Here is a 16388-nt window from a genome sequence, read left to right on the forward strand (position 1 = left end):
AGAGGTTACCCATTCGGGAGGAAAAGGCGATGAACAAGGTTGCGCAATATTACCGTGAACTGGTGGCCTCGCTCACCGAACGCGTCCGCAACGGGGAGCGGGATATCGATGCGCTGGTGGAGAGTGCAAGACGGCATATTGCCCGCACCGGCGAACTTACCCGCACGGAAGAAGAGGAAGTCACCCGCGCGGTGCGACGCGATCTGGAAGAGTTCGCCCGCAGCTATAAGGAAAGCCAGGAAGAACTGACAGACAGCGTCTTTTTCCGGGTAATCAAAGAGAGTGTCTGGCAGGAGCTGGCGGATATTACCGATAAAACCCAGCTGGAGTGGCGCGAAGTGTTCCAGGATCTCAACCATCACGGTGTTTATCACAGCGGCGAGGTAGTGGGCCTTGGCAACCTGGTGTGCGAAAACTGCCATCACCATCTGGCCTTTTACACGCCGGAAGTGCTGCCGGTTTGCCCGAAATGCGGCCATAACCAGTTCCAGCGTCGGCCGTTTGAGCCTTAATAAAACAACGCGCGGGCCGAAGCCCGCGCTGTTGTCGTGCTGTTTTAGTGAAGGATTTTCGCGAGAAAGTCTTTCGCACGTTCCGATTTCGGGTTCGCGAAGAACTCTTCTTTTGGCGAATCTTCCACAATCTTGCCTTCATCCATAAAGATAACGCGGTGCGCCACTTTACGCGCAAAGCCCATCTCATGCGTCACCACCATCATCGTCATCCCTTCCTGCGCCAGCTCTACCATCACGTCCAGCACTTCGTTGATCATTTCCGGATCGAGCGCGGAGGTGGGTTCGTCAAACAGCATCGCGACCGGGTCCATGCAGAGCGCGCGGGCAATCGCCACACGCTGCTGCTGGCCGCCGGAAAGCTGCGCCGGATATTTATTGGCGTGCGCGGATAACCCGACGCGCTCCAGCAGTTTCAGCCCTTTTTCACGGGCGGCGGCTTTGTCGCGCTTGAGCACTTTGACCTGCGCGAGCGTCAGGTTTTCGATAATAGAGAGATGCGGGAACAGCTCGAAGTGCTGGAACACCATGCCGACGTGTGAGCGAAGCTGCGCCAGATTAGTTTTTCTGCCGTTGACTTTCGTGCCGTTGACGACGATTTCGCCCTGCTGAACGGGTTCAAGGCCGTTGACGGTTTTAATCAGCGTCGATTTGCCGGAGCCGGAAGGGCCGCACACCACCACGACTTCGCCTTTTTTCACCGCCGTGGAGCAGTCGGTAAGCACCTGAAAGTGACCATACCATTTTGAAACGTTTTTCAGGGTAATCATTATACAGTCCTTTTCTTCAGCCAGCTGACCAACAGCGATGCGCTTAAACTAATGACAAAATAAACGGCGCCTGCAAACAGGATCATCTCCACCTGGGTGCCGTCGCGCTCGCCGATGGTGGACGCGGTGCGGAAGAAATCCGCAAGGCTCAGCACATAAACGAGCGAGGTATCCTGAAAGAGCACGATGCCCTGAGTGAGCAGCAGGGGCACCATGGCGCGAAACGCCTGCGGCAGGATAATTAGCTTCATGGATTGCCAGTGCGTCATCCCGAGCGCCAGCGCGGCACTCGACTGGCCGCGGGATATGCTCTGAATACCGGCGCGGATAATCTCCGAATAATAGGCGGCTTCAAACATCGAGAACGCCACCATCGCGGAGATCAGACGGATATCGGTTTTCGGCGAAATCCCCAGCACGTCCTGTAACAGCCCCGGCACAATCAGGTAAAACCACAGCAGCACCATGACCAGCGGGATAGAGCGAAACACGTTCACGTAGGCGGTGGCAAACCAGGCCAGCGGCTTAAATGCGGAAAGCCGCATCACAGCCAGCAGCGTGCCCCAGACGATACCGAAGATAACGGCAGTGACGGTGATTTTTAAGGTAATGACCAGGCCCGCCAGCAGATAAGGCATGGAGGGAACGATGGAGCTCCAGTCAAATTCGTACATTATTTGCTCCCCATGTTGCCCGGCAGGCGAACCTTACGTTCCACCAGATTCATCACCAGCATAATGACCGCATTGATAAAGACATAAGCGAGGGTGATGGCCGTAAAAGACTCCCAGGCGTGCGCGGAGTAGTCGAGCAGTTTGCCAGCCTGCGCCGCCATATCCACCAGACCGATGGTGGAGGCGATGGCCGAGTTTTTCACCAGGTTCATCATCTCTGAGGTCATTGGCGGCACAATCACGCGGTAGGCGTTCGGCAACAGCACATACCGGTAGGTTTGCGGCAGCGTCAGCCCCATCGCGAGACCGGCGTTTTTCTGGCCGCGCGGCAGCGACTGGATAGCGGCGCGCACCTGCTCGCAGACGCGGGCGGCCGTAAAAAGCCCGAGGCAAATCATCGAGGAGAGGAAAAACTGCACATTCGGATCGAGCTCCGCTTTAAACCACATGCCGAGATTTTCCGGCAGCAGTTCCGGCACGACCAGATACCAGGTAAAGAACTGGACGATCAGCGGAACGTTACGGAAAAGCTCGACATAGCAGGTGCCGATGCCGGAGAGAAAACGGTTCGGTACGGTGCGCAGAATGCCGAACAGGGAGCCAACGAGGAAGGCGATTATCCAGGCGCTTATCGACAGCGCGACGGTCACCTGGAAGCCACTCCATAGCCAGCCTAAATAGGTGGTGTTGCCGAACGGCGCATCCTGCAAAAAGATGCCCCAGTTCCAGTCTATAGACATAACGTACTCCGAAAAAAAAGAAGGGTAGCAGCGCTACCCCCTAAGATTGATGAGAAGCCTCTTTGTTCGCGCCGGTTGGGGAACGGCCAACCGACGTATAGTCTGTCCGGGCTTGCTTCTTCAATCATGAGGGCAGGGTGACCCGCCCCTTAATGGTTGTAATTAGTTAAGCGCTTTATCGTTAGGCTCTTTGAACAGGGCTTTCATGTCGTCAGAAAGCTCAAAGTTCAGGTTAAGGTTTTTCGGTGGGATCGGGTTTTTAAACCATTTATCAAACCACTTCTCTGCGTCGCCTGAGGTCTGTGCTTTGGCGATGGTCTCGTCTACCAGCTTTTTGAAAGACTCGTCGCCTTTACGCAGCATGCAGCCATAGGCTTCTTTGGACTGCGGCGTGCCGACGATTTCCCAGTTGTCCGGTTTCTTCGCCTTCGCGCGCTCGCCAGCCAGCAGGGCGTCATCCATCATAAACGCCACCGCGCGGCCGCTTTCCAGGGTACGGAAGGAGTCGCCGTGATCTTTGGCGCTGATGATGCGCATGTCCATTTTCTTCTCGTCGTTCAGCTTATGCAGCAGCACTTCTGACGTCGTGCCGGAAGTCACAACGACCGCTTTGCCTTTCAGATCCGGGAAGTCTTTAATCGGGCCGCCTTTTTTCACCAGCAGGCGGGTGCCCACGACGAAAATGGTGTCAGAGAAAGCCGCCTGTTTCTGGCGCTCCAGGTTGTTGGTGGTGGAGCCGCATTCGAAATCAAAGGTGCCGTTTTGCAGCAGCGGGATACGGTTCTGCGAGGTAATCGGGATCATTTTGACCTGCAGATCCGGCTTGTTGAGCTGTTTCTTCACGGCTTCAACGATAGCGTTGGAATAATCCTGCGAATAGCCGACCACTTTTTGCTGGTTGTCGTAATAGGAGAAAGGAACTGAGGATTCGCGATGGCCGACAACAATAACGCCGTTCGCTTTGATTTTATCCAGCGTGCTTTGACCGCTGCTTGCGTCTTCCGCATGGGCCAGACCTGCGCTCAGACCCATTACCAGCATTGCTGCGGTCAGTTTACGTAACTGCATATCCAACTCCTTTATCGCGGCGTCAGAAACGCCATTGATACCCAATTGTGAATGTGTGTTGTTATATCCTGCCGTCCCGCCAGCAGCGTTAGTACCGTGTTGGTACCATTTAGCCTGGCTGGATGTAAATAATTTGCTGTGAATTTGTTTATTTTTGCGAAGCGCGCCGCACCAATGAGAGGCAAAAATGCGGTGTTGCACTAAAGTGGTGCCGCAAAAGATCGCTGCTGGTGCATCTAACACGCCTGCGCCGCCCGATTAGGCGTTTCAGCTAAATCATTGGGTTAACTAAAGCAAAGGGTGTGCCAGAAAAGGAAAAGGCCAGCATAGCTGACCTTTTTAGGGGAAATGGAGCGGTAATTTACGAACGTCTGAGTCTGCCGAGGCTCATCAGCACAGAGATGAAACCGCCCAGCGCGACGATAATCCAGATAGTGGCATTGCCAAAACGGGCATACGGCGTCAGCCCGCTGGTGGGCGTAACGGAGGCGTTTAAGACCTCACGGGTGAACTGCGGGATGATCGACTGAACATTACCGTTAGCGTCAATGACCGCCGTGACGCCGTTATTGGTGCTGCGCAGCAGCGGACGCGCCAGCTCCAGCGCACGCATACGCGCCATCTGGAAGTGCTGCCACGGGCCGATAGAGTGGCCAAACCACGCGTCGTTCGAGATAGTCAGCAGGAAGTCAGTATCCGGGCGGAAGTTATCACGAACCTGTTCGCCGAGAATAATTTCGTAGCAGATCGCCGCCGTGAGCTTCATGCCGTGTGCCTGTAACTGCGGCTGCATATACGGGCCGCGGCTGAACGAGGACATCGGCAGATCGAAGAACGGCGCGAGTGGGCGCAGAATCGATTCCAGCGGCACGAACTCGCCAAACGGCACCAGATGGTTTTTATGGTAGCGGTTGGCGGAGTTATAGCTGTACGGCGTACTGGCACCGAGGGTAATGATGGTATTGTACGTGTCGTAACGGTTTTTCTCGTTAAGACGCGCATCCACCACGCCGGTAATCAGCGTCGCGTCGTTATCGCGCAGCACGGTGTCGAGATCGTGCAGGAACGGCTGCTGGTTGCTCTCTAAATCGGGAATGGCGGATTCCGGCCAGATAATCAACCCGGCTTTACCGAGCTGCTCGCGCGTGGCGTTAAAGTAAATCCGCAGCGTGTTCATCAGCTCGCGCTCATCCCATTTCATCGACTGTGGAATATTGCCCTGCACCAGCGCGACGTTTATCGCGCGTTCGGCATGCGGCTGATACCACTGGATATAGCGCAGCGGGAAGGGCAGCGCGAACAACACGAGCGCGCAGACGGCAGGCTTCCAGGCGCGATGCACGATCGCCAGCACCAGCAGGCCGCTCACTGCCATCAGTAAAAAGGTGATGGCTTCAACGCCCATCACTGGCGCCAGGCCTTTCAGCGGGCCGTCTATCTGGCTGTAGCCAAACTGCAGCCACGGGAAGCCGGTCAGCACCCAGCCGCGTAAAAACTCGGTGAGATGCCAGACGACCGGCGCGGCAATCGCCAGGCGCAGCCAGCTGGTTTTCGGCCACAGGCGCGAGAGGACGCCTGCGAAAAGACCGGTATAGAGCGACAGATACGCGGCAAGCAGGACGACCAGCGCCACGTTGACGGGCCCCGGCATGCCGCCGAACTGGGCGATGCTGACATAGACCCAGTTCACGCCGCTGCCAAACAGGCCAAGCCCCCAGAAGAAACCAATCCAGGCGCTTTGCATCGGGCGACGGTTAAGCGTAAGCCCCTGTAAGCCCATCAGCGAAATAAGGGCGGCGGGCCAGAAATCGTAAGGGGAAAAGGCCAGCGTTCCGCTGGCACCAAAAAGCAGCGCCAGCAGCAGACGCACGCGCTGGCGTTCAATCATTGAGGCAAGAGCCATTCCATTAGTCTTCCAGTTTAGGCTGCGGCGAGTTTTCCGGCATTCTGACGTGGACCTGGATAATACGACGGCTGTCCGCCATGGCAACTTTAAACTGGTAACCATCGATGTCGATGGTTTCTCCGCGCGCAGGCAGATGACCGAACGCCTGCATCACCAGACCGCCGATAGTGTCGACTTCTTCATCGCTGAACTGGGTGCCGAAGGTATCGTTAAAATCTTCAATGGACGCCAGCGCGCGCACGGTCCAGGTGTGGCGGCTGAGCTGACGGAAATCGATATCTTCTTCGTCGTCGTATTCATCTTCGATTTCGCCGACGATGAGCTCAAGAATATCTTCGATAGTCACAAGCCCCGATACGCCGCCGAATTCATCAATCACGATAGCCATGTGATAACGCTGGGAGCGGAACTCTTTCAGCATCCGGTCAACCCGTTTGCTTTCCGGCACGACAACTGCCGGGCGCAGCACTTTATCCATGCTGAAGGCTTCGGCATCGCTGCGCATAAACGGCAGCAGATCCTTGGCCATCAGGATCCCTTCAATGTGATCTTTATCTTCGCTAATCACCGGGAAACGTGAATGCGCCGATTCGATAATGACGTCAAGACATTCATCAAGGCTCTGGTTGCGTTTCAGGGTGACCATTTGAGAGCGGGGGATCATGATGTCGCGCACGCGCTGGTCGGCGATATCCATTACCCCTTCAAGCATGTCGCGCGTATCCTGGTCGATAAGCTCGTTCTGCTCGGAATCACGGATAAGCTCTAGCAGTTCGTCACGATTTTTGGGTTCACCGTGGAACAGCTGGCTTAAGAGGAGGGAGAAAAATCCCTTTTTGTTAAGTGAGTCGCTACTGTGTGAGTTGTCGTCGCTCATGGCGTTAATTCAGGGTTCTCATGTTGGTTTATGTCTCGCTCGTGGCGGAAAACTCACGCCACGGCGGTAGAAATCACTGGCGGCAGCGGGCTGCCGCACAGATTACGCTTTCTCGGCAATGTACGGATCGTCAAAGCCCAGGGCAAGCATTATCTCGGTTTCGATGCCTTCCATCTCTTCGGCTTCGTCATCCTCGATATGGTCATAGCCCAGAAGATGCAGACTGCCGTGCACCACCATATGCGCCCAGTGGGCTTCCAGCGGCTTTTCCTGTTCGCGCGCTTCGCGCTCGACCACCTGACGACAGATAATCAGATCGCCAAGCAACGGCATGTCGATGCCGGGCGGCGCTTCGAACGGGAACGACAGCACGTTGGTGGGTTTGTCCATACCGCGATAAGTCAGGTTTAAATCATGGCTTTCCGCTTCATCCACCAGACGCACCGTGACTTCTGATTCTTCCTGAAACTGCGGCACAACGGCATTCAGCCATGTCTGAAACTGCGCCTCGTCCGGTAAACCGGTGGTGTCTTCGCAGGCCACCTGCAAATCAAGGATCACCTGACTCATTTACTCTCCTGCGCGCCGGCGGCCAGCGCCTGGGCTTCACGTTTACGTTCCGCGGCCTGTTCGGCTTTGCGTTTCTGGTCAGCCTCTTCCCACGCTTCATAGGCGGTGACGATGCGCGCGACAACCGGATGGCGCACCACGTCTTCGCTGTGGAAGAAGTTAAAGCTGATCTCTTCGACTTCCGAAAGCACTTCGATAGCGTGACGCAGGCCGGACTTCAGGTTTCGCGGCAGGTCAATCTGCGTGACGTCGCCGGTGATCACCGCTTTGGAGTTAAAGCCGATACGGGTCAGGAACATTTTCATCTGTTCGATGGTGGTGTTCTGGCTCTCATCGAGAATAATGAACGCGTCGTTAAGCGTACGGCCGCGCATGTAAGCCAGCGGTGCGACTTCAATGACGTTGCGCTCCATCAGCTTTTCCACACGCTCAAAGCCGAGCATCTCGAACAGCGCGTCATAGAGTGGACGCAGGTACGGGTCCACTTTCTGGCTGAGATCGCCTGGCAGGAAGCCGAGTTTTTCACCGGCTTCCACCGCCGGGCGCGTCAGCAGAATACGGCGAATCTCCTGGCGCTCCAGCGCGTCCACGGCGGCCGCAACGGCAAGATACGTTTTACCCGTACCGGCAGGGCCGATACCGAAGGTGATGTCGTGGTCGAGAATATTCGCGATGTACTGCGCCTGGTTTGGCGTGCGCGGTTTAATCACGCCGCGTTTGGTCTTAATATTGACCGCTTTGCCGTACTCCGGCACGCTTTCGGCGCTCTGCTCCAGCACGCGAAATTCTTTAATGGCCAGATGAATTTGCTCCGGCTCGATCTCTTTGATTTCGCCGCGCATCGGGGCGGTATCAACGTACAGATGGCGCAGAATATCCGCCGCCGCGCTGACGCAAATCGTGCGGCCGGTCAGTTTAAAGTGGTTGTCGCGACGGGCGATTTCGATGCCGAGGCGGCGTTCAAGCTGTTTGATGTTGTCATCAAAGGGTCCACAGAGGCTAAGCAGACGGGCATTGTCTGCCGGTTCCAGCGTAAATTCACGAGTTTCGATATTCAAACTTGTCCTCTTGGTCACTCAGGGCCAGTTAAGGTGAGTAAAAATGCCTGCTGATTTTCTCAGGGCCTGAGAGAAATTATTCACGGCGAGGGAAAAAGGCGCAAGCGACAACCCGGATATTTGGGTGACGCCTTCAGAATACAAGCACGGATGGTGTAAAAATAAGCGTATGCCGCGCCAGGGCGGCATACGTGAGAGAACGGATTATGGCTGGAAAATCCCGACGCCGAGTTCGTTTTCTTTGCGGGTGCGGGCGATGATCGATTCCGGCGATTCCACCACGCGCAGGCCCATCTCGTCTTCGGTGCGGATAACCTTGCCACGCAGCGAATTCGGGAACACTTCCGTGATTTCCACATCGACGAATTTACCCACCATATCCGGCGAGCCCTCGAAGTTCACCACGCGGTTGTTTTCGGTACGCCCGGAAAGCTCCATGATGCTCTTACGCGACGTGCCTTCCACCAGAATGCGCTGTGTCGTGCCGAGCATACGGCGGCTCCACGCCATCGCCTGCTGGTTGATGCGCTCCTGAAGGATGTACAGACGCTGTTTTTTCTCCTCTTCCGGCACGTCATCCACCATGTCGGCGGCAGGCGTACCCGGACGCGCGGAGAAAATAAAGCTGTAGCTCATGTCGAAATTCACCTCGGCAATCAGCTTCATGGTCTGTTCGAAATCCTGCTGGGTTTCGCCAGGGAAGCCGACGATGAAGTCGGAGCTAATCTGAATATCCGGACGCGCGGCGCGCAGCTTGCGGATAATGGCTTTATATTCCAGCGCCGTGTGGGTGCGTCCCATCATGTTCAGCACGCGGTCGGAGCCGCTCTGTACCGGCAGATGCAGGAAGCTCACCAGCTCCGGCGTGTCGCGATAGACTTCGATGATGTCATCGGTGAATTCAATCGGGTGGCTGGTGGTGAAGCGGATGCGGTCAATGCCGTCAATCGCCGCGACCAGACGCAGCAAGTCGGCAAACGTGCCGGTAGTGCCGTCGTAGTTTTCGCCGCGCCAGGCGTTTACGTTCTGGCCGAGCAGATTAACTTCACGCACACCCTGGGCGGCGAGCTGGGCGATTTCCAGCACGATGTCGTCGCTCGGACGGCTCACTTCTTCACCGCGGGTATACGGAACCACGCAGTAGGTGCAGTATTTGTTGCAGCCTTCCATGATGGAAACGAACGCCGTCGGGCCTTCCGCGCGCGGCTCAGGCAGGCGATCGAACTTTTCGATTTCCGGGAAGCTGATGTCCACAACCGGGCTGCGCGTGCCTTTCACCTGGTTGATCATTTCCGGCAGGCGGTGCAGGGTCTGAGGCCCGAAAATGATGTCAACGTAGCGGGCGCGATCGCGAATATGGTCACCTTCCTGAGACGCTACACAGCCGCCCACGCCGATAATCACATCCGGGTTCTTTTCCTTTAACGTTTTCCAGCGACCTAACTGATGGAAAACCTTCTCCTGTGCCTTCTCACGGATTGAGCAGGTATTCAGCAGCAGAATATCTGCTTCTTCCGCCACGTCGGTCAGCGTAAAGCCGTGCGTGGTTTCCAGCAGATCGGCCATCTTCGATGAATCGTATTCATTCATCTGACAGCCCCAGGTTTTGATATGGAGTTTTTTTGTCATTGACTTGCCATTGCTCAGTTAAAGCCACTCATTTTGGCCGCGTATTGTAATGCTTTGACGGGTTCGTGACCAGTGGCGAGGCAAAGACGGCAGACGGCGAAAAATCCGGTAAACTGAAGGGAGATTGCTTAAGGATGAAATGACCATGACAAATCAACCAATTGAAGTCGTCGTTGTCGGCGGGGGCATGGTGGGTGCCGCCGCCGCGCTTGGGCTTGCGCAAAATGGCTTTCAGGTCGCCGTCGTGGAACATGCCGCGCCGCCGCCGTTTTCACCGCAAAACCCGCCGGACGTGCGGATCTCGTCGATCAGTTGCGCGTCGGTGGATCTGCTGCGCGGGCTGGGCGTCTGGCAGCGCGTGCTTGAGATGCGCGCGCATCCTTATCGCCGCCTCGAAACCTGGGAGTGGAACGAGGCGCGGGTTGAATTCAGCGCCGATGAACTGCAACTGCCGGAGCTGGGCTATATGGTAGAAAACAGCGTGCTGCAACGCGCGCTGTGGGAGGCGCTGGAGGCGCATCCGGCGGTGCAACTGCTGTGCCCGGCGACGCTCACGCAGATGACGCCAGTGCAAAACGGGTATCAGCTCTCGCTTACTAATGGCGACACATTGCAGGCGCGCCTGGTGATCGGTGCGGACGGTGCCAGCTCGCAGGTACGTAAATGGGCAGGTATCGGTGTTAACGCCTGGCAGTATCAGCAGTCATGCCTGTTGATTAGCGTGGAATGCGAGCAGTCGCCCGGCGACAGCACCTGGCAGCACTTTACCCCGAGTGGGCCGCATGCGTTTTTACCGCTGTTTGATAACCGTGCGTCGCTCGTCTGGTATGACCGCCCGGCACGTGTTCGTCAGCTTCAGGCGATGACCATGACACAGCTTGGTCGAGAGATTGCCGCCGCATTTCCTGCCCGGCTTGGTCGCGTGACGCCGGTCGCCTGCGGCGCGTTTCCGCTGGTGCGTCGCCATGCGCTGCGTTATGTGCTACCGGGCGTCGCGCTGATTGGCGACGCCGCGCATACCATTCATCCGCTGGCGGGGCAGGGGGTGAATCTCGGTTATCGCGATGTGGACGCGCTGCTGAAAGTGGTGATTGATGCCCGCAATGCGGCGGAAGACTGGGCTTCCGGCGCGGTGCTTAAGCGCTATCAGCGTCGTCGTATGCCGGATAACCTGCTGATGCAAAGCGGTATGGATCTGTTCCATGCCGGGTTTACTGCGAAACTGAAACCGCTGCGCGTGCTGCGCAATCTTGGGCTTATCGCCGCCCAGCGCTCAGGCGTGCTGAAACGCCAGGCGCTGCGGTATGCGCTCGGTTTATGACGCCTTAGTTACAACATGCTTTAAGGTGCATTAAGGGTTGATAACCGGGGCGTTGTCGTCGTTGTCGCCTTACAGTGAAAATTTGCTTATTTAAGAAGCCTGCCTGTGCAGGCTTTTTTATGGGGATTGCGTGTCTGAATGGCAACGTGACTTTGTTGCACGTATAGACAGAAAGAGGAAACGCCGAAAAGAAAAAAAGCCTGCGAGAGCAGGCTTTTAAAGAGTGGCTGGGGTGCAGGGATTCGAACCCCGGAATGGCGGAATCAGAATCCGCTGCCTTACCGCTTGGCGACACCCCAACAAAATGTTGGTGCTGAATTGTCAGTTAAAGGAAGAAATAAAGAACCTTTAACCAGCGCGTTTAGCTTCTTGCCAACCGCTTCTTCAAAGTGGCTGGGGTGCAGGGATTCGAACCCCGGAATGGCGGAATCAGAATCCGCTGCCTTACCGCTTGGCGACACCCCAAGAAACTCTTGCGAATTTTACTTCGCGCTATCCCGCATAAAAAATGCAAGACGCTGTAAATATGGTGGCTACGACGGGAATCGAACCTGTGACCCCAGCATTATGAGTGCTGTGCTCTAACCAGCTGAGCTACGTAGCCAAAGTGTACTGCTTTACCAGACATAACGACTGGCTGGGGTACCTGGATTCGAACCAGGGGATGCCGGTATCAAAAACCGGTGCCTTACCGCTTGGCGATACCCCAACGACTGCTGCGTAAAACGCAAAAGTCGAAGAAATATGGCTGGGGTACCTGGATTCGAACCAGGGAATGCCGGTATCAAAAACCGGTGCCTTACCGCTTGGCGATACCCCATCCGTGCAACGCAATTACGAAGTGGTGCGGGAGGCGAGACTTGAACTCGCACACCTTGCGGCGCCAGAACCTAAATCTGGTGCGTCTACCAATTTCGCCACTCCCGCAAAAAAGATGGTGGCTACGACGGGAATCGAACCTGTGACCCCATCATTATGAGTGATGTGCTCTAACCAGCTGAGCTACGTAGCCATCTTTTTTCGCGTTACCTTATCGGCGTTGCGGGGCGCATTATGCGTATTGGGCCTGGAAGCGTCAACACCTTTTTTGGCGAAAATCGACGTAAAGTGACTGTTTGACTAGCTTGCGAACAGCTTGATGCAATATTCGGCGATTCCAGGCGAATTATCCACTAATTCAATAGAAACAGCGTCCCTGGCCGCGCATCTTTACACCCATAAAAAACGGGCCCGAAGGCCCGTTATTCGTTTGGCAGCGCTTACTTGTAAGCAGACTGGTGTACGCCTACCGCGCGGCCTGACGGATCGTTCATGGTTTTAAACGCTTCGTCCCATTCGATGGCTTTCGCAGAAGAGCAGGCGACAGACGGGCCGCCAGGCACGCACTCCGCCGCACTCGGCACCGGGAACAGCTCTTCGAAGATTTCGCGGTAGAGATAGGCTTCTTTTGAGGCTGGTGTGTTGTACGGGAAGCGGAAGCGCGCAGTTTCCAGTTGCTGATCGGAAACCTGTTTTGCCGCCACTTCTTTCAGCGTATCAATCCAGCTGTAGCCCACGCCGTCGGAGAACTGTTCTTTCTGACGCCACGCCACGCTCGCCGGCAGATAAGACTCGAAACATTCACGCAGGATATGTTTCTCCATCTTGCCGTTGCCGCACATTTTATCCTGCGGGTTAATGCGCATCGCCACATCAAGGAATTTCTTATCGAGGAACGGCACACGCGCCTCAACGCCCCAGGCCGACATCGCTTTGTTGGCACGCGCGCAGTCAAACATATGCAGCGCCTGCAGCTTGCGAACGGTCTCTTCGTGCAGCTCTTTCGCGTTCGGCGCTTTGTGGAAGTAGAGATAGCCGCCGAACACTTCGTCTGAACCTTCGCCGGAAAGCACCATTTTAATGCCCATCGCTTTGATTTTACGAGACATCAAATACATCGGCGTTGACGCGCGAATCGTGGTCACGTCATAGGTTTCGATGTGGTAAATCACATCGCGGATCGCATCCAGGCCTTCCTGCACGGTAAAGTGAATTTCATGATGTACTGTGCCGAGATGGTTGGCGACTTCCTGCGCGGCTTTCAGATCCGGCGAACCTTCAAGGCCCACGGCAAACGAGTGCAGCTGCGGCCACCAGGCTTCGGAGCGTTCCTGATCTTCCACGCGGCGCGCCGCGAATTTCTTGGTGATGGCGGAAATAATGGAAGAATCGAGACCGCCAGAGAGCAGCACGCCGTAAGGCACGTCAGACATCAGGTGGCTTTTGACCGCATCTTCCAGCGCCTGGCGCAGCTCAGCTTTGTCCGTCACGTTAGCTTTCACCGCGTCATACTCAAACCAGTCGCGCTGATAGTACTGGCGAATTTCGCCGTCCTGGCTCCAGAGATAGCTGCCCGCCGGGAACTCTTTAATGGTGCGACATACCGGCACCAGCGATTTCATTTCTGAAGCGACATAAAAGTTGCCGTGCTCATCGTGACCCATATAGAGCGGAATGATGCCAATATGGTCACGGCCAATCAGGTATGCGTCTTTTTCGCTGTCATAGAGCACAAAAGCGAACATGCCCTGCAGTTCGTCCAGAAATTCCGGCCCTTTTTCTTTATACAGCGCCAGGATGACTTCGCAGTCAGAGCCGGTCTGGAACTGGAAACGATCGCCATATTCCGCGCGCAGCGCCTGGTGGTTGTAGATTTCACCGTTAACGGCCAGCACGTGCGTTTTTTCAGTGTTGTAGAGCGGCTGCGCGCCTGCGTTGACGTCAACGATAGAAAGACGCTCATGCGCGAGAATGGCTTTGTCGCTGGCGAACACGCCGGACCAGTCCGGGCCGCGGTGGCGCATCAGGCGCGACAGCTCAAGCGCTTTTTTACGCAGTTCGACCGCGTCGGTTTTGATATCCAGCACACCAAAAATAGAACACATAGAGAACTCCGTTAACCCTGGCGGTAATATTGTGTTGTCTGTCTACGAGGCGTTGCGTTTTATGCAATTTTTTCGCTTCCGCCTCTGTCGTTGTTTAAGAAAATGCCGCAAAGCGTGCAGGTTGTGCAAGCGTTTTAGCGTTCAGACCATAAATAGTTCAATGAGCGTTAGCGATAATTTAAAAATGGTCAGTAAAGCAGGGCTGTTTTTAGCGAATCGGCAAAAAAAGAGCACTTTTGTTAAACGAGGGGTTTGTCTGAAGGGCAAAAAAAACGGCCATCGTTAATGGCCGTCAGGTTCAGATTACGTCGATTTCGGCGACGGAGGGGTAGATCCAGCTTGGCCGGAACGGCATGGCGTCGATGTCATTTATCGTCGATACGCCCGACAGCACCAGAATCGTCTCCAGGCCTGCCTGGAAACCGGCCAGAATATCGGTGCGCAGATTATCTCCCACGATCACGGTATGTTCGGAGTGGGCCTGCATTTTGTTGAGCGCTGCGCGGATTATCCAGGGGCTTGGCTTGCCGACATAAAACGGCTTACGCCCGGAAATTTTCTCAATGCCCGCGCACAGCGCGCCGCAGGCCGGATAAAAACCGCGCCCGTGGGTGTCCGGGTTAGTGGCGATAAAGCGCGCGCCATTGGCGACGAAAAAGGCGGCTTTATGCATCATTTCCCAGTTATAGGAGCGGGTTTCGCCCACGATAACGAAGTCGGGATTGATGTCGGTAATCGTAAAGCCCGCTTTATAAAGCTCGTGAATTAATGCCCCTTCGCCGACAACATACGCTTTTTTTCCTTCCTGACGACGCAGGAAATCGGCGGTCGCCATCGCAGAGGTGTAAAACACGCTGTCCGGCACGTCGATCCCGGCGGAAGCAAAGCGGTTAGCCAGATCCTGGCCGGTCTGGGACGGGTAGTTAGTGAGCAGAACCAGCGGAAACCCTTTTTCAAGAATGCGGGTCAGGAATTCGCTGGCGCCGGGCACCGCAACGTTATCGTGCATCAGCACGCCATCGATATCGCAAATTACGTTCTGAATGGTCATGGACTACTCTGGCTCAGGGAACAGAAAGGCGTAACTATAGCGCAAATCGCTACGGTCACTCGTTAACTTTCCAGCAAACGCTGTAATAACAATCCGTTAAGCATGGCGCGTTTTACCAGGGCAAACGCGCCGATAGCCGAGCGGTGATCGAGTTGCGAAGGCACGACCGGCAGGTTTTTACGAAATGCTTTCAGCGATTGCGTGTTGATACAGCTTTCGATAGCGGGCAGCAGCACTTTCTGCGCTTCAACGATTTCACCGGCGATCACCACTTTTTGTGGGTTAAACAGGTTGATGGCGATAGCGATAGTTTTACCGAGCTGACGACCGACGCGCTCGATAACTTCGCAGGCCAGCGCATCGCCCCGGTTCGCGGCTTTGCAAATCGCTTTGATATTGCACTCATCGGGCGTCAGGCGGCTCTGATAGCCCTGTTCAAGCAGCTGGCGCACGCGCTGTTCAATCGCGGCGTTAGCGGCGACAGTTTCAAGGCACCCGAAATTGCCGCAGTGACAGCGCTCGCCAAGCGGATCGACCTGAATATGGCCAATCTCGCCGACGTTGCCGTTACGGCCAATGAATATGCGGCCGTTCGAGATAATGCCCGCGCCGGTGCCGCGGTGAACGCGCACCAGAATGGAATCTTCACAGTCGCGCGTTGCACCGAAATAGTGCTCCGCCAGCGCCAGGCTGCGGATATCGTGACCGACAAAACAGGCGACGTTAAAGCGCTTTTGCAGCGCGTCCACCAGCGGCCAGTTTTCCACATTAATGTGCGGCATATAGCGAATAACGCCGCTTTCCGGATCGACCAGACCCGGCAGGATCACCGACACGGCGATAAGCTCGCGGATTTTACGCTGCCAGGTGTCGATAAACTGCGCAATGATGTTCAGCAGCGCATGTTCCAGCGTTTCCTGGGTGCGTTCGGGCAGCGGAAAATGTTCTTCGGCCAGCACTTTACTGCTGAGATCGAACAGCGTCAGCGTGGCGTCATGGCGGCCAAGGCGCACGCCAACGGCCTGAAAATGCCGGGTTTCGGTAACGATGGAGATTGCGCGGCGGCCTCCTGTCGAGGCCTGTTGATCGACTTCTTTAATCAGACCGCGCTCAATAAGCTGGCGGGTAATTTTGGTGACGCTGGCGGGCGCAAGCTGGCTCTGTTCGGCTATCTGAATGCGCGATATCGGCCCCTGCTGGTCGATAAGACGGTAAACCGCCGCGCTGTTAAGCTGTTTTACGAGATCAACGTTGCCAATTTGAGCCTGTCCGCCAGTCGTCATGCCTT

Annotated in this window: 14 protein-coding genes and 7 tRNA genes; 2 read left to right on the plus strand and 19 right to left on the minus strand. The window is 55.7% G+C overall.

Annotation, left to right across the window (positions count from 1 at the left end; translation table 11 throughout):
* Window positions 1-29 precede the first annotated feature (29 nt).
* Window positions 30-512, plus strand: a complete 483-nt coding sequence (locus tag ACUW6V_RS05050; RefSeq protein ID WP_004387200.1) for a zinc ribbon-containing protein — start codon at window positions 30-32, stop codon at window positions 510-512.
* A gap of 44 nt (window positions 513-556) precedes the next feature.
* On the opposite strand, the gene ACUW6V_RS05055 is transcribed toward ACUW6V_RS05050, so the two are convergent.
* The 9 genes from ACUW6V_RS05055 to miaB form a co-directional block, all read right to left on the minus strand.
* The gene (locus tag ACUW6V_RS05055; RefSeq protein WP_454038087.1) at window positions 557-1282 is read right to left on the minus strand and encodes an amino acid ABC transporter ATP-binding protein; all 726 of its coding nucleotides are present in this window, start codon (window positions 1280-1282) and stop codon (window positions 557-559) included.
* Window positions 1282-1956, minus strand: coding sequence for a glutamate/aspartate ABC transporter permease GltK (gene gltK / locus ACUW6V_RS05060; protein ID WP_004387196.1), 675 nt, complete (start codon window positions 1954-1956; stop codon window positions 1282-1284). The genes ACUW6V_RS05055 and gltK overlap by 1 nt, the downstream gene beginning before the upstream one ends.
* Window positions 1956-2696, minus strand: coding sequence for an amino acid ABC transporter permease (locus ACUW6V_RS05065; protein ID WP_007781806.1), 741 nt, complete (start codon window positions 2694-2696; stop codon window positions 1956-1958). Before ACUW6V_RS05065 ends, gltK begins: the two co-directional genes overlap by 1 nt.
* Window positions 2697-2858: 162 nt before the next feature.
* Window positions 2859-3764, minus strand: a complete 906-nt coding sequence (locus ACUW6V_RS05070) for an amino acid ABC transporter substrate-binding protein (protein WP_004387194.1) — start codon at window positions 3762-3764, stop codon at window positions 2859-2861.
* Window positions 3765-4125: 361 nt separating this feature from the next.
* The gene (lnt, locus tag ACUW6V_RS05075; protein WP_012125365.1) at window positions 4126-5667 is read right to left on the minus strand and encodes an apolipoprotein N-acyltransferase; all 1542 of its coding nucleotides are present in this window, start codon (window positions 5665-5667) and stop codon (window positions 4126-4128) included.
* A gap of 4 nt (window positions 5668-5671) precedes the next feature.
* Window positions 5672-6547, minus strand: coding sequence for a CNNM family magnesium/cobalt transport protein CorC (gene corC, locus ACUW6V_RS05080; protein WP_004387191.1), 876 nt, complete (start codon window positions 6545-6547; stop codon window positions 5672-5674).
* Window positions 6548-6649: 102 nt separating this feature from the next.
* Complete coding sequence (gene ybeY / locus ACUW6V_RS05085; protein WP_007900519.1) at window positions 6650-7117, minus strand: rRNA maturation RNase YbeY; 468 nt, start codon at window positions 7115-7117, stop codon at window positions 6650-6652.
* A complete protein-coding gene (locus tag ACUW6V_RS05090) occupies window positions 7114-8175 on the minus strand; it encodes a PhoH family protein (RefSeq protein WP_004387189.1) in 1062 nt (353 codons plus the stop codon). The genes ybeY and ACUW6V_RS05090 overlap by 4 nt, the downstream gene beginning before the upstream one ends.
* A 204-nt stretch (window positions 8176-8379) precedes the next feature.
* On the minus strand, window positions 8380-9804 hold the full coding sequence (gene miaB, locus ACUW6V_RS05095) for a tRNA (N6-isopentenyl adenosine(37)-C2)-methylthiotransferase MiaB (protein ID WP_004387188.1): 1425 nt from the start codon (window positions 9802-9804) through the stop codon (window positions 8380-8382).
* A 145-nt stretch (window positions 9805-9949) separates the two neighbouring features.
* On the opposite strand from miaB, the gene ubiF reads away from it, so the two are divergent.
* Window positions 9950-11125, plus strand: a complete 1176-nt coding sequence (gene ubiF, locus ACUW6V_RS05100) for a 3-demethoxyubiquinol 3-hydroxylase (RefSeq protein WP_454038088.1) — start codon at window positions 9950-9952, stop codon at window positions 11123-11125.
* 224 nt (window positions 11126-11349) lie between these two features.
* Here the strand turns inward: ubiF and ACUW6V_RS05105 are convergent.
* From ACUW6V_RS05105 to nagC, 10 genes are all read right to left on the minus strand, one after another.
* Window positions 11350-11424 (minus strand) — tRNA-Gln (locus tag ACUW6V_RS05105).
* 91 nt (window positions 11425-11515) lie between these two features.
* Window positions 11516-11590 (minus strand) — tRNA-Gln (locus tag ACUW6V_RS05110).
* Window positions 11591-11652: 62 nt separating this feature from the next.
* A tRNA-Met gene (locus ACUW6V_RS05115) sits at window positions 11653-11729 on the minus strand.
* A gap of 30 nt (window positions 11730-11759) precedes the next feature.
* A tRNA-Gln gene (locus ACUW6V_RS05120) sits at window positions 11760-11834 on the minus strand.
* Window positions 11835-11870: 36 nt separating this feature from the next.
* A tRNA-Gln gene (locus ACUW6V_RS05125) sits at window positions 11871-11945 on the minus strand.
* Window positions 11946-11967: 22 nt separating this feature from the next.
* Window positions 11968-12052: transfer RNA gene (locus ACUW6V_RS05130), tRNA-Leu, on the minus strand.
* A gap of 8 nt (window positions 12053-12060) precedes the next feature.
* Window positions 12061-12137, minus strand: a tRNA-Met gene (locus ACUW6V_RS05135).
* Between the two features lie 247 nt (window positions 12138-12384).
* Window positions 12385-14049, minus strand: a complete 1665-nt coding sequence (asnB, locus tag ACUW6V_RS05140; protein ID WP_080320547.1) for an asparagine synthase B — start codon at window positions 14047-14049, stop codon at window positions 12385-12387.
* Window positions 14050-14347: 298 nt separating this feature from the next.
* Window positions 14348-15100, minus strand: a complete 753-nt coding sequence (locus ACUW6V_RS05145) for an HAD-IIA family hydrolase (protein ID WP_004387185.1) — start codon at window positions 15098-15100, stop codon at window positions 14348-14350.
* A 62-nt stretch (window positions 15101-15162) separates the two neighbouring features.
* A complete protein-coding gene (gene nagC, locus ACUW6V_RS05150; protein WP_097582132.1) occupies window positions 15163-16383 on the minus strand; it encodes a DNA-binding transcriptional regulator NagC in 1221 nt (406 codons plus the stop codon).
* Between the last annotated feature and the right edge of the window lie 5 nt (window positions 16384-16388).

It is taken from the genome of Cronobacter sp. 153480017-3 (genome assembly GCF_053627815.1).

Excerpts from the sequence above, each read along its gene's own strand:
- ACUW6V_RS05050 (WP_004387200.1), top strand. The coding sequence starts at position 30 with ATGAACAAGGTTGCGCAATATTACCGTGAACTGGTGGCCTCGCTCACC.
- ACUW6V_RS05055 (WP_454038087.1), bottom strand. The coding sequence starts at position 1,282 with ATGATTACCCTGAAAAACGTTTCAAAATGGTATGGTCACTTTCAGGTG.
- gltK (WP_004387196.1), bottom strand. The coding sequence starts at position 1,956 with ATGTACGAATTTGACTGGAGCTCCATCGTTCCCTCCATGCCTTATCTG.
- ACUW6V_RS05065 (WP_007781806.1), bottom strand. The coding sequence starts at position 2,696 with ATGTCTATAGACTGGAACTGGGGCATCTTTTTGCAGGATGCGCCGTTC.
- ACUW6V_RS05070 (WP_004387194.1), bottom strand. The coding sequence starts at position 3,764 with ATGCAGTTACGTAAACTGACCGCAGCAATGCTGGTAATGGGTCTGAGC.
- lnt (WP_012125365.1), bottom strand. The coding sequence starts at position 5,667 with ATGGCTCTTGCCTCAATGATTGAACGCCAGCGCGTGCGTCTGCTGCTG.
- corC (WP_004387191.1), bottom strand. The coding sequence starts at position 6,547 with ATGAGCGACGACAACTCACACAGTAGCGACTCACTTAACAAAAAGGGA.
- ybeY (WP_007900519.1), bottom strand. The coding sequence starts at position 7,117 with ATGAGTCAGGTGATCCTTGATTTGCAGGTGGCCTGCGAAGACACCACC.
- miaB (WP_004387188.1), bottom strand. The coding sequence starts at position 9,804 with ATGACAAAAAAACTCCATATCAAAACCTGGGGCTGTCAGATGAATGAA.
- ubiF (WP_454038088.1), top strand. The coding sequence starts at position 9,950 with ATGACAAATCAACCAATTGAAGTCGTCGTTGTCGGCGGGGGCATGGTG.
- asnB (WP_080320547.1), bottom strand. The coding sequence starts at position 14,049 with ATGTGTTCTATTTTTGGTGTGCTGGATATCAAAACCGACGCGGTCGAA.
- ACUW6V_RS05145 (WP_004387185.1), bottom strand. The coding sequence starts at position 15,100 with ATGACCATTCAGAACGTAATTTGCGATATCGATGGCGTGCTGATGCAC.
- nagC (WP_097582132.1), bottom strand. The coding sequence starts at position 16,383 with ATGACGACTGGCGGACAGGCTCAAATTGGCAACGTTGATCTCGTAAAA.